The sequence below is a fragment of the Pseudomonas maumuensis genome (assembly GCF_019139675.1).
In the GTDB taxonomy this organism is placed as follows: domain Bacteria; phylum Pseudomonadota; class Gammaproteobacteria; order Pseudomonadales; family Pseudomonadaceae; genus Aquipseudomonas; species Aquipseudomonas maumuensis.
On record NZ_CP077077.1, the window covers coordinates 4319462 to 4331922 of the forward strand.

Here is a 12461-nt window from a genome sequence, read left to right on the forward strand (position 1 = left end):
ACGCAAGGACTCTGTCATGACCACGATTCTCATCATCATCCTGATCCTTCTACTGATTGGTGGCTTACCGGTCTTCCCGCACTCACGCAGCTGGGGCTACGGCCCATCCGGCATTGTCGGCGTGGTGCTGGTGATTCTGTTGGTGCTGTTGCTGTTAGGCATGGTCTAGCTCCTGAAAACGAATTAACCGCGCCGAAGCGCGGTTAATGCGCCCCTGCGAGGGCTATGCTTTCGCAGGGTGTTTTCTTCCGCAAACCATCATCCTGAACGACGACGATATTGCAAAATAACGGTGAAGATAGATTTTTACCGATCCAGCATTATGTAACACAGGGCGATACTACCTACGTTGTTGAATTGATGACCTCCCACCAAAAAAGGAAGTCATCATGAGCATTACAGCAAACCAATGGCTGAGCCGGTTCCGCGTTGATATCACATCCAATTCCAATCGCATTTACGCCAACGGCCGCCAGCAGGTAGAAGTCACCGTCACCGTGGAGCCCCGTAGTGGGCAGACCGTCACAGAAGAACAACTCGATAGCATCGCGCTGTTGGAGATCGACGAAAACGGCGAATTCCTGATACTCAATGACCTGTTAATAGCGCGTAACAAGCGCAATGAGCGCTACGAAGCCCACGCAGCAAGAGGTAGTAATCCGCAAAACCTGCTCGCGTCGACCAGCGCTACCCGCCACCGGAAGTTCTACGTCAGTTCCAGACACCGTGGCGGTACGCTGAGCACCATCTACGCCGGCATCTACATGAACCAAGATACGCACTTCGAAACGAATGTCGCACCGTTCAAATCGTCTGCCGTCATCGAGTCAGTCACACCTCATCGCTTTAGCGCGGAGCACTTTGAGCTGAACTGTTTGGACCTGTTGAACAAAGGTAACTGGGACATTGACGAGTATCAATTCGCCTTCCGTGACCCTAACTACCGCATCGCCAAGAGTATTGCGTATGGCGTTCCCGCTGCGACCTCGTTCCACAGGCAGACTGTCAACAACAACAGCTGGTACACCTTCAATACTGCTGACGGTTATCGGAGCTACTGCACTGCCTACTCTCTTGACTCGACATTCAAGGATGAGTTTCACCTTTACATTCCCCAGGTTGAAGTCAACAAGAGGCCGGGGCAGCTCACCTTGCTGCGTATGAAGGAGCGGATAGATGCCAAGTTGATCAGTGGCATGCCGGTGTCCGAATGGGCCGGGGACAGCATCTGGGGAATCATCGATCAGCACGGCAATGAACATATTGTCAAATTCTTCGCTATCGATGCAGGCAATCTGATCAGTTTCAAAATGCATTACTGATTCGCCAATAACGCAGGGCGTTCGTCCAAGCGTCGAACGCCTGCTCAATACCGAGCTTCAGGATGCCCCCATGAGCCAAGCCATATTCCATTCCCAGGCAGGTAACTTCCTGGAATTTATCAAAACCGGCGTAGACGCGCGCACCGGGCAATTCACCGTCGCCCTGGCGCTGCCTTTGCCCCCCGCCAATCAGCTTTGCGGACCGACAATGGCCATTACCTTGGCCTTCAACATGCTGGGATCGACCGTCAACCGCGGCTACGGTGCGGGTTGGAGCCTCGCGTTGTCCGAGATCAGCCTCGACCAGAACAGCCCCAAGCTGAGCCTTGGCTCCGGCGAGCAGTTCGCCATCGATTTGAAACACTCATCGTTTGAACCCGGTCAGTCACTGCGGCTTCTCGACCAAAAGCTCAATGCCTTGAACGTCATTCCCCAAGTCGATGGCAGCGTGCGGGTCATCAAGAAATCAGGAGAATGCGAAATCCTGCGCAAGCAGCAGGCCAGCAGCGCTCGCTACATGTTGGAGGAAATGCGTTCACCAGAAGGTCGCCGGCTGTATTTCAAGTGGCTGCCGCATGGGGACGATGACTACGTTTTGGAAGCGGTACGAGACGAGCAGCGGACACTACTCGACGTTGCCAATGCGGGGACGGATGTCACACTGACATTGAACCCGCAATCCGCAAAAAGTACCGCCCTGACACTGTCGGTGAGCAACGACCGACTCACCGCCATTGCGCTCCCAGGCCTGACAAACCCGCTCGAGATCGAGTACAGCATCGTTTCGCTGGGGGATGTGGGTCATTTGCAGTTGCCCACTCGCGTGACCAGCCCTTTAGGGGCAACCGACAGCATTCAATGGGCAGCAGACAACGATGGCCATCAGTTGCCTGAAGGGGCTGCGTTCCCTTACTTGCCGAGGGTCAGCGTATGGACCCATTCGAGTGGCAGCCCTCACACCGAACTGACGCACACCTATCAATGGATCGGTGCGCACAATTACCTCGGCTTTGGCAGTGATCAGGCCTTCGACTGGCAAGCGGGCCGGGACAACCTGTACGAGGTCAACAATGCGTACCATTACCAGGTTGTGGAAACACTTACCGATGGGGCTGGACAACCGTTAGGCACCATCGACCGCACCTGGAACCGCTTTCACCTGCTGGTCAGCGAATCGACACGTAAAGGCGCCTGCGAAATACTCAACACCACGGTCTACGGCGTGGACCCAGCGCTGACTTGGGAACAGCAACCGGCCTGGTGCCAACTGCCGCGCGAAATATCGACGACGTACATCGACCATGCAGCCAAAGACGTCAGTCGCACGGAAACCACCAGCTACCAGTACGATGATCATGGCAACATCATCCATGTCCGCCACCCGACGGGGGTCGAGGAGTTCACCACCTATTACCCTGCCGAAGGCGCCGAGGGGTGCCCACCCGACCCGCTGGGCATGGTGCGCTTCATCAAGCGCAAAAGCACTCACCCCGCAAAGCCGAGCGGCGACGCTCCGACCCTGAGCACAACTTACTCCTATCAGGCGCTGGCTTCGCTGATCGAGGGGGAAGCCGCGCACATCGTGATCGCCAGCGAAAGCCTGATAGACGAGCAGGATGGCCGTGTGCTGGAGCAGACCCGGCAGTCATTCGTAACCACGCCCGGCCCCACTTATGGGCGCGAACTGAAAACCATCACCACGCTCAACGGCAAGCCCACCGCCACGCAATATGCATACACCTTGACCGACCTCAAACTGATCAGCGAAACCAGTACCATCGGTTTCGAACAAGACGAGGAACACCGCAGCACCACTACCAGCGCGCAATGCCTGCATAACGGTCAAACCATCTGGACACGCAGCGAAAGCGGTGTCGTGACCCGCTACGAATACGATGCTATCGGCCGTATCGTACGCACCGTCAACGCGCTGAACAGCCCATTCCAGACAGAGCAATTGGTGCGCTATCACTTGGCTGACGAGGTGGCTAAAAGGCTGCAAGCCAACACTACCGAGCTACCGCTAATGATCGAACAGGTCGAGGTCACCGGGCAGCGCCAGCGTTACTGGCTCGATGGAGACGGACGTACCTTGCGCATCGAAACGGAAGACCTGGACCGCTCGCGCGACCTGTTCCGTGAGACTGGCCGCAGCACCTACGATGCCCTTGGTCGCCTCATCAAACAGGCCCACCAGGATTGGCTCGCCCATGGTGCCGCCGAGCCTCAGGTATCCACCACTACCACGGCTTTCGATGACTGGGGCCAGGAAACCCTGAGCATCAGCGCCGACGGTGTTACCACTCACTTGAAACGTAGCCCTGTCACCCTGCGCAGCGAACAATGGCAAGAGGCCGGCGACCTCTGTAGCCCTCGCCTGGTGGTACTCAGCAACACCGCCGGCAGCCCTGTCGAGCAACAGCATCACGATACAGATGGCAACCTGGTGCGCACCCTGAAACTGACGCGCGATGGCCTGAACCGGGTGATCGAAGAACAGCTGATCGCACCCGGTATGCCGCCACGGATCACGCGCATGCGCTACGACCACTATTCGCGCGTCGTCGAGAAACACCTGGCCGATGGCACCGTGCTTTCCTGGCAGTTCGCTGCCCACAGCGATGGCCAACACCCCGAATCGGTCACTGCGACCCCCGCCGAGCAGGAGCAACAGGCATGAACAGCGCAGCCATTACCCTAGGCCGTCAGACCTTCGACGGCCTTGGTCGCCAGCGTTCGGTGGAAGTCGCCGGACGCACTACCCGATATCACTACCGCCCCGGCCAACTACCTCCGAGCGCCAATACTCTGGCCGATGGCCGGCGAGTGGAGTTCGCCTATGAACCACAACTGAACAACGCGCTGCTGCGCACTACGATCGAAGGCGGCAGTACCGAACAACTCGCCTACCACCCACGACTGGCTCAACCCGTCGAGGCGCAAGGAAGCTTGGGCACACAGCGCTGGAGCTTTTCCCCGTCCGGCCGACCGATCCAGGAAACGTGGGCCATCGAGGGTGTCGAGCACAGCAGCCGCTGGCAGGCATCGCTGGGCGGTAAGCCACTGAAAATGGTCGATGCCAACGCCAGCGAACACCTGCGCCAGTACGACGCCTTCGGCAGGCTGTCGAAGGTCACCGTCGGTGCGGTCGAAACCGCCATCGAGTACGATGCACTCTCACGCACCAATCGAATCACCACGCAGTGTCAGCACACCGGCTCCCTGGCTCGCCACTTCACCTACGATGCCATGGGCCGTGAAGCCACCTGCACATTCACCCGCACCGATAGCGATGGCATCCGGGTCTTCACCCAGACCCTCGGCTATGACGCCTTCGACCAACTCATCCACCGTAGCTGGAACGACGACCAGGAAACGGTCGAGGAGCGCTTCGCCTACGACAGCCGTGGTCGTCTGGTGCATTACCTGGCTGACGCCGCCGCGGCACCGCGCGACCCGTTCGGCAATGCCATCGTCGAACAACGCTTCGTCTTCAACGCGTTGGACGGCTATCGGCAAGTCATCAGCACATTCAGTGACGGCAGTGCAGACACCGCCTCTTTCAGCTACGCAGCACATGACCCGTGCCAGGTGGTGGCGATCGAGCACACTCACCCCAGCTGGCCGGCGCGCATCGAGCTGACCTACGATGCCCATGGCCGACTGATCGCCGACAGCCTGGGTCGTACCCTCGCCTGGGATGCCCATGACCGCCTGCAGCGGGTCGAGTATGCCGGCAAGACCTGCGAGTACCGCTATACGCCGGACGGCCAATTGCGCGACCGGGTCATCGATGGCGTGCTCAATCGCAGCTTCTTCAGTGGCAGCCAGCTGACCCATGAACGCCAGGGCGCCAGAACGCTGGAAATCATCGGCGACGGCGGCGACCTGTTTGCCCTGAACAAGGTCACCGAAGGCGTGCGCCAGACCACCTTGCTCGGCTGCGACAGCCAGGGCAGCGTGCGCATCGTGGCTGGCGAGCGGACATGCCGCATGGTCTACCTCCCCCATGGCGCCGAGCCGGACAACGACCAGCAGCAACCCTTCGGCTTTGCCGGCGAACGCCGCGAACCGCTGACCGGCTGGTACATCGCCGCCGGCTACCGGCCCTACGACCCGCTGCTGATGTGCTTCCTCGCACCCGACAGCGAAAGCCCGTTCGGCAAAGGCGGCATCAATGCCTACGCCTACTGCGGCGGTGACCCGGTCAACCGCATCGACCCCGATGGGCATAGCTGGCAGACCTGGGCGGTGGCCGGTGTCGGCCTGGCGCTCGCTGCAATCGCCACTGCCGTCAGCCTAGGCGCCGCCAGTGGAGCGATCGCGGCAGGTGGGCTGCTCACTGCCAGCGGCGCGCTGTCCGTCACCACCGCAGCGCTCAATCTCCTATCGCTCGGCACTGGCGTCGCAGCGATGGCGCTGGAGGCTCAGAACAAGAATGACAAGGCCGCCAGTATTTTAGGTTGGATATCACTGGGCAGCGGCGTGACAAGCCTGTTGACCGGGATCGGCGGCACCAGGGTCGGGCTGCACTCGTTGTCTCCTCGCAAGGCCATTTCCATGCTGAGAGGGAGCGGGAGGATACGCCGAGGTGACACAGTGCCTACGCAAGCCTACAAGCTGGCATATGAGAGCGAACTGCTCTACTGGAGGGAGGTGGTTTGGCACAAAAATCTCTGGGGGATGGGTATCAGGAGCTTTGAAACCCACTGCAGCAGAGTCGGTAGGATGATGAACGCCCAAGGTATCTGGGACGACCCCACTCGTGTCGCCTTGAAAGAAATCGCACCTCGTTTGGCTGACATGCCGGCGGACACGCCTATCGTGCTGTTGGCCTGCCTGGGAGGAAAAACCGGTGCGGCTCAGAAAGTAGCCAATGCTTTGCAACGACCGGTAATTGGCTATGACCAAGAGATTTTTCTGGTCAGTGCAGAACGTATGCGGACAATCGTGCTTGATAGGTGTAACACCACCCTTCCCCAGCAACAGATTTCATTGTGGCGACGCCTTCGGGGAGAGAAAAGCCCGTTTGAAATCGATTTTCGAAACTTTGAGATCGCGGCGTCCAGAGTTTATGTGCCACGGTAAAAGGGACTGGGACCACTTGTTCGTAGCCTTCATACCGAGCTTCAGGACCGCCAAGCAGAAGCAACGGACGCGAACAGCGCAGCCATTACCTTGAGGCTCGGGCTCCGCACCGGTCTGCGCTGGCCAACAGCTGACCGTATGGCTTGGACAGTATCCAAGCTCCACACTCAACACCAAACAGGGTCAGGCGCGTTAAGCACCTGACCCTGTGGTTGCTACTGCACTACGACTCACTCTTCAGATTTTGCGATAGCTGAGCAATCATTCAAAAGATGACAGCCAGCATCAGTGGGAAACCGCGCCAGAAGCACCCAGCCCTGTCTGCGAACGGACGAACTGCGGGTAGAACAGCGCACGTTCGTCGTCAGCGGCCTTGGACTTGTCGGTGATCGAGAAGAACCAGATACCGGCGAAGGCGATGATCATCGAGAACAGCGCCGGGTACTCGTACGGGTAGATGGCTTTTTCGTGACCGAGGATCTGCACCCAGATGGTCGGCCCGAGGATCATCAGGCCCACCGCGCTGACCAGGCCCATCCAGCCGCCGATCATGGCGCCACGGGTGGTCAGTTTCTTCCAGTACATCGAGAGCAGCAGTACCGGGAAGTTGCAGCTGGCGGCGATGGAGAAGGCCAGGCCGACCATGAAGGCGATGTTCTGCTTCTCGAACAGAATCCCCAGGCCGATGGCCAGCACGCCCAGGGCGACGGTGGTGATCTTCGACACGCGGATCTCGTCCTTGTCGTTGGCCTTGCCCTTGCGCCAGACGCTGGCGTACAGATCGTGGGATACCGCCGAGGCACCGGCCAAGGTCAGACCAGCGACCACCGCGAGGATGGTGGCGAAAGCCACTGCCGAGATGAAGCCGAGGAACACGCTGCCACCCACCGCGTCGGCCAGATGCACCGCCGCCATGTTGTTGCCGCCGATCAGGGCGCCGGCGGCATCCTTGAAGTCGGGGTTGGTGCTGACCAGCAGGATCGCGCCGAAGCCAATGATGAAGGTCAGGATGTAGAAGTAACCGATGAAGCCGGTGGCGTAGAGCACCGACTTGCGGGCTTCCTTGGCGTCGCTGACGGTGAAGAAGCGCATCAGGATGTGCGGCAGGCCGGCGGTGCCGAACATCAGCGCCAGGCCCAGCGAGAACGCCGAGATCGGATCCTTGACCAGCCCCCCCGGGCTCATGATCGCCTCGCCCTTGGCATGCACCTTGATCGCCTCGGAGAACAGGGTGTTGAAGTCGAAGCCGACGTGCTTCATGACCATCAACGCCATGAAGCTGGCACCGGACAGCAGCAGCACCGCCTTGATGATCTGCACCCAAGTGGTGGCCAGCATGCCGCCGAACAGCACGTACAGGCACATCAGGATACCGACCAGAATCACCGCCACGTGGTAGTCCAGGCCGAACAGCAGCTCGATCAGCTTGCCGGCCCCCACCATCTGGGCGATCAGGTAGAACGCCACCACCACCAGCGAACCGGAAGCCGACAGGGTGCGGATTTCCTTTTGCCCAAGGCGGTACGAGGCCACGTCGGCGAAGGTGTACTTGCCCAGGTTGCGCAGGCGTTCGGCAATCAGGAACAGGATGATCGGCCAGCCGACCAGGAAACCGATGGAGTAGATCAGGCCGTCGTAGCCCGAGGTGAACACCAGCGCGGAAATACCCAGGAACGAGGCTGCCGACATGTAGTCACCGGCAATCGCCAGGCCATTCTGGAAGCCGGTGATCTTGCCACCGGCGGCATAGTAGTCGGCCGCCGACTTGTTGCGTTTCGAGGCCCAGTAGGTGATGCCCAGGGTGAAGGCGACGAAGGCCACGAACATGGCGATGGCAGCGACGTTCAGCGGTTGTTTCTGCACCTCGCCGGTCAGGGCATCGGCGGCCCACACGGCGGGTGCGAAGGCGCCGCAGGCCAGGACGGCCAGGGTTTTGGCGTGTCGGATCATTGCTTGGCCTCCTCGAGGATCGCCTTGTTCAACTCGTCGAATTCGCCGTTGGCGCGGCGCACATAGAGCGCGGTAAGCACGAATGCCGAGAGAATCAGCCCGACCCCCAGGGGGATGCCCCAGGTGATCGACGAGCCGGCGCTGAGCTTGGCGCCCAGCACGTGCGGGCCATAGGCGATGAGGAGGATGAAGGCGCAGTAGAGGCCGAGCATGATCGCCGAGAGGATCCAGGCGAAACGCTCGCGCTTGGTGACCAGTTCCTTGAAGCGCGGACTGTTCTGTATCGATTGGTAAATGCTGTCGTTCATTGTTTTTGTCCTAGCAGCACAGATTAGGGAGAACCCGACTCCACTTTATGCTGCCGCCAGGCGCCAACCAGACGACCTTAGTCTTAGATGCAACGGTGTTTTGCAAGATCGGTAACAAATCTTGGGGACGCTGCGCGCCCAATCGCCGGCAAGCCGGCTCCCACAGGAATCTGCGCCGACACTGTGGGAGCCGGCTTGCCGGCGTTGGGGCTGCACAGCAGCCCCATTTCAGGCCATCACTTGCCGGTCCACTCCTTGACCCGCTCCGGATGCTTGGCCACCCAGTCCTTGGCCGCAGCCTCGGGCTTGGCGCCTTCCTGGATCGCCAGCATCACCTCGCCGATCTCATCCTTGGACTGCCACTGGAACTTCTTGAGGAACTCGGCCACTTCCGGGGCCTTGCTCGCCAGTTCCTTGCTGCCGATGCTGTTGACGGTTTCGGCGGCCCCGTACACGCCTTTCGGATCCTCGAGGAACTTCAGCTTCCATTTGGCGAACATCCAGTGCGGTACCCAGCCAGTTACGGCAATGGACTGTTGCTTGGCATAGGAGCGGCCCAGTTCCGCGGTCATCGCCGCACCGGAGCTGGCGGTCAGCTTGTAGCCGGTCAAGCCGTAGTCCTTGATGGCCTGATCGGTCTTGAGCATGACCCCGGAGCCGGCATCGATACCAACGATCTTCTGCTTGAAGCTCTGGTCGGTCTTAAGGTCTTCGATACTGTTGGCCTTGACGTACTCGGGGACGATCAAGCCGATCTTGGCGTCCTTGAAGTTGGGGCCGTAGTCGACCACGTTGTCCTTGTTCTTGGTCCAGTACTCGCCGTGGGTCACCGGCAGCCAGGCCGAGAGCATGGCGTCGAGCTTACCGGTGGCCACGCCCTGCCACATGATGCCGGTGGCAACGGCCTGCAGCTTCACGTCATAGCCGAGTTTCTGCCTGATCACTTCGGCGGCCACGTTGGTGGTCGCGACGCTGTCGGACCAGCCATCCACGTAACCGATGCTGACTTCCTTGGCCATCGCCTGGGCAGCGCTCATGCCCAATACCAGGGCGGCACCCACGCCCAGGAAACGTCGCATTCTTGTAATAGTCGCCATCAAAGCTTCCCCTCGTCAGGTCTTGGAGATTGCATCATCGACCTGACCCCGCGCGCGACCTGCTCTGTCAGCGACCTTTAGCGAGCGATCAGCGACAGCACTGTGCCATTAGCGCCATGCGACCCTGTCGGCATGCGCGATCCTTGCATGCCAAACGCTTGGCGCCGGGCTACTATCACAGACCCTCGGGGCAGCACAGCGGCCCCAGCTCCCGAATACGACGATGGACCGCCCGATGTTGCGCACGCTCTACCTCTTCGCCAGCCTGCTCGCCTTCCTCTGTCTCGGCGCCCTGTGGTATGGACTCGGCAGGCCGGTGCATCTCGCCGATGCCGCCAGCGCGACGCACAAGCTGCAATGCGCCTCCTACACCCCCTTCGACAAGGACCAGTCGCCCTTCGACCAGCCGTTCCGTCTGCGCCCGGCGCGCATGGACGCCGACCTGGCATTGCTCAGCGAACGTTTCCAGTGCATCCGCACCTATTCGATGACCGGCCTCGAGGCGATCCCGGCACTGGCGCGCAAACACGGACTGAAGGTGATGCTCGGCGCCTGGGTCAACGCCAACCCGGTGGACACCGACAAGGAAGTCGAGTTGCTGATCGCCGCGGCCAACGCCAACCCGGATGTGGTCAGCGCGGTGATCGTCGGCAACGAGGCGCTGCTGCGCAAGGAAATCACCGGCGAGCGCCTGGCTGGGCTGATCGCCAAGGTCAAAAGCCAGGTCCGCGTGCCGGTGACCTACGCCGATGTCTGGGAGTTCTGGCTGCAGCATCCACAGATCGCGCCAGCGGTGGATTTCCTGACCATCCACCTGCTGCCCTACTGGGAAGACGACCCGCGCGGCATCGATGCGGCGCTGGCTCATGTCGCCGAGGTGCGCCAGGTATTCGGCAACCGCTTTGCGCCCAAGGACATCCTGATCGGCGAAACCGGCTGGCCCAGCGAGGGCCGCCAGCGCGAAACCGCCGAGCCGAGCCGGGTCAACGAGGCCCGCTTCATCCGCGGCTTCGTCGCCCTGGCCGAAGCCAACGGCTGGCGCTACAACCTGATCGAAGCCTTCGACCAGCCGTGGAAGCGCGCCAGCGAAGGCGCGGTGGGCGGCTACTGGGGGCTGTACGATGCCGACCGTCAGGACAAGGGCGTGCTCGAAGGGCCGGTGAGCAACCTGGCGTTGTGGCCGCAATGGTGGTTGGCCAGCGCGGCCCTGATGTTGACAGTCCTGGCCTTGGCCGGGGCCCCAGCGAACCGCCGCGCCGCGCTGCTGCTGCCGGTGCTGGCGGCCCTGGGCGCAGGCTGCCTGGGGCTGTGGGGCGAGCTGATGCGCACCCATGCACGCTATGCCGGGGAATGGCTGTGGGCGGTGGCCCTGGCCGGCTTGAACCTTTTGGTGCTGGCCCATGCCGCACTGGCCCTGGCGCGTCGGGACGGCTGGCGCCAGCGGCTGTTCGCCTGGCTCGAGCAGCATGCCGGCACGTGGCTGCTGGCGGCCGGGTTCGCCGCAGCGGTGAGCATGCTGGCGATGGTGTTCGACCCACGTTATCGCAGCTTCCCCAGCGCGGCCTTGCTGCTGCCAGCGGTCGTCTATCTGTTGCGCCCGGTGCCCGGGCGACGCTCGGAGGTGGCATTGCTGGCGTTCATCGTGGGTGCTGGGGTGGCGCCGCAGCTGTTCCGCGAAGGGCTGCAGAACTCGCAAGCGTTGGGCTGGGCGGTGGTCAGCGTGTTGATGGTCGCGGCGTTGTGGCGCAGCCTGGCGTGTGCCCGGCGTGAAACCGAGCGCTAGGGCTCCGTCCTGAAGCTTGATGCGGCAACAGCCCTCGATTTGATGAAACTTGTTTCATCGCCGTTTTATTTACTTAGCCTGCTAACAAACTCTATAAAGAAGGCCTGCGACACGCTGTCGCAGCCAACTGAAGAAGTGGAGTTAACGATGACTGTCCAAGTAACCGAACGCGACGAATCGAAAATGTCCCACGAAGGCTTGGCCGCCGGTGTGCGGATCTGGGATGTCCATCAACAAGGCCAACTGGTCGGTATGTTCCACGATGAGCACCAGGCTCAGCAGTACCGGATGGAACTGGAATACCTGGAGAACCAGCGACCGTCGCAATGACCGTCTTCAAACGAAAAACCCCGCCTAGGCGGGGTTTTTTGCTTACCACATCAGATCGTCGGGGATCTTGTAGGCAGCGTACGGATCGTCCTCGTCCGCTTCCTCGACATGGCTGTTGAGCAGCAGGATGCGCTTGGGATCTCGCTCCTGGATCTTCACCGCCGCCTCGCGGGGAATCACTTCGTAGCCACCGCCATGGGCGACGACCGCTAGCGCGCCGTTACTCAGCTTGCTACGCATCAGGGCGTTGACGGCGATGCGCTTGACCTTCTTGTCATCGACGAAGTTGTAGTAGTCCTCGGTATTCAGCTTGGGCAGGCGGGTCGCCTCGATCAATTGCTTGATCTGCGCGGCACGGGCCTTCTGCTCGGCCTTTTCCTGGACCTGGCGGTTCAGCTCCTGGTCTTTACGGGCTTTCTCGGCCTGGGCTTCCTTGGCCAGGCGCTGCTGGCTGTCGTCTACCTCGACCTGGCCCTTGTGCTCCAGGCGTTTTTGTTTTTTCTCGGCCTTGTTGGTCTGAGAAACCTGTTTCTGGTTGACCAGACCGGCTTTGAGCAATTGGTCGCGAAGGGAAAGGCTCATG

Annotated in this window: 10 protein-coding genes; 6 read left to right on the plus strand and 4 right to left on the minus strand. The window is 60.7% G+C overall.

Going from position 1 to position 12461, the window contains the following annotated elements:
* Window positions 1-16: 16 nt before the first annotated feature.
* From KSS90_RS19280 to KSS90_RS19295, 4 genes are all read left to right on the plus strand, one after another.
* Entirely contained in the window at window positions 17-169 is a 153-nt protein-coding gene (locus tag KSS90_RS19280; RefSeq protein ID WP_217866850.1) for a DUF3309 family protein, read from the plus strand.
* 220 nt (window positions 170-389) lie between these two features.
* Window positions 390-1322, plus strand: coding sequence for a hypothetical protein (locus KSS90_RS19285; RefSeq protein WP_217866851.1), 933 nt, complete (start codon window positions 390-392; stop codon window positions 1320-1322).
* Window positions 1323-1392: 70 nt separating this feature from the next.
* Entirely contained in the window at window positions 1393-4002 is a 2610-nt protein-coding gene (locus tag KSS90_RS19290) for an RHS repeat domain-containing protein (RefSeq protein WP_217866852.1), read from the plus strand.
* A complete protein-coding gene (locus KSS90_RS19295) occupies window positions 3999-6410 on the plus strand; it encodes an RHS repeat domain-containing protein (RefSeq protein ID WP_217866853.1) in 2412 nt (803 codons plus the stop codon). The genes KSS90_RS19290 and KSS90_RS19295 overlap by 4 nt, the downstream gene beginning before the upstream one ends.
* Window positions 6411-6695: 285 nt before the next feature.
* Here the strand turns inward: KSS90_RS19295 and KSS90_RS19300 are convergent, their stop codons facing one another.
* From KSS90_RS19300 to KSS90_RS19310, 3 genes are all read right to left on the minus strand, one after another.
* Window positions 6696-8360, minus strand: coding sequence for a cation acetate symporter (locus tag KSS90_RS19300; protein ID WP_217866854.1), 1665 nt, complete (start codon window positions 8358-8360; stop codon window positions 6696-6698).
* A complete protein-coding gene (locus KSS90_RS19305; protein WP_023629970.1) occupies window positions 8357-8668 on the minus strand; it encodes a DUF485 domain-containing protein in 312 nt (103 codons plus the stop codon). The genes KSS90_RS19300 and KSS90_RS19305 overlap by 4 nt, the downstream gene beginning before the upstream one ends.
* Window positions 8669-8904: 236 nt before the next feature.
* Window positions 8905-9765, minus strand: a complete 861-nt coding sequence (locus KSS90_RS19310) for a glycine betaine ABC transporter substrate-binding protein (RefSeq protein ID WP_217866855.1) — start codon at window positions 9763-9765, stop codon at window positions 8905-8907.
* A gap of 223 nt (window positions 9766-9988) precedes the next feature.
* Here KSS90_RS19310 and KSS90_RS19315 point away from each other — a divergent pair, with 223 nt between their 5' ends.
* Both KSS90_RS19315 and KSS90_RS19320 read left to right on the plus strand, forming a co-directional pair.
* Window positions 9989-11548, plus strand: coding sequence for a glycoside hydrolase family 17 protein (locus KSS90_RS19315; RefSeq protein ID WP_217866856.1), 1560 nt, complete (start codon window positions 9989-9991; stop codon window positions 11546-11548).
* Window positions 11549-11695: 147 nt separating this feature from the next.
* Complete coding sequence (locus KSS90_RS19320) at window positions 11696-11878, plus strand: hypothetical protein (RefSeq protein WP_023630170.1); 183 nt, start codon at window positions 11696-11698, stop codon at window positions 11876-11878.
* Between the two features lie 42 nt (window positions 11879-11920).
* Here the strand turns inward: KSS90_RS19320 and KSS90_RS19325 are convergent, their stop codons facing one another.
* Entirely contained in the window at window positions 11921-12460 is a 540-nt protein-coding gene (locus KSS90_RS19325; protein ID WP_217866857.1) for a DUF2058 domain-containing protein, read from the minus strand.
* Window position 12461 lies beyond the last annotated feature (1 nt).

Coding starts and splice junctions, on each gene's coding strand:
- KSS90_RS19280 (WP_217866850.1), top strand. CDS start 17: ATGACCACGATTCTCATCATCATCCTGATCCTTCTACTGATTGGTGGC.
- KSS90_RS19285 (WP_217866851.1), top strand. CDS start 390: ATGAGCATTACAGCAAACCAATGGCTGAGCCGGTTCCGCGTTGATATC.
- KSS90_RS19290 (WP_217866852.1), top strand. CDS start 1,393: ATGAGCCAAGCCATATTCCATTCCCAGGCAGGTAACTTCCTGGAATTT.
- KSS90_RS19295 (WP_217866853.1), top strand. CDS start 3,999: ATGAACAGCGCAGCCATTACCCTAGGCCGTCAGACCTTCGACGGCCTT.
- KSS90_RS19300 (WP_217866854.1), bottom strand. CDS start 8,360: ATGATCCGACACGCCAAAACCCTGGCCGTCCTGGCCTGCGGCGCCTTC.
- KSS90_RS19305 (WP_023629970.1), bottom strand. CDS start 8,668: ATGAACGACAGCATTTACCAATCGATACAGAACAGTCCGCGCTTCAAG.
- KSS90_RS19310 (WP_217866855.1), bottom strand. CDS start 9,765: ATGGCGACTATTACAAGAATGCGACGTTTCCTGGGCGTGGGTGCCGCC.
- KSS90_RS19315 (WP_217866856.1), top strand. CDS start 9,989: ATGGACCGCCCGATGTTGCGCACGCTCTACCTCTTCGCCAGCCTGCTC.
- KSS90_RS19320 (WP_023630170.1), top strand. CDS start 11,696: ATGACTGTCCAAGTAACCGAACGCGACGAATCGAAAATGTCCCACGAA.
- KSS90_RS19325 (WP_217866857.1), bottom strand. CDS start 12,460: ATGAGCCTTTCCCTTCGCGACCAATTGCTCAAAGCCGGTCTGGTCAAC.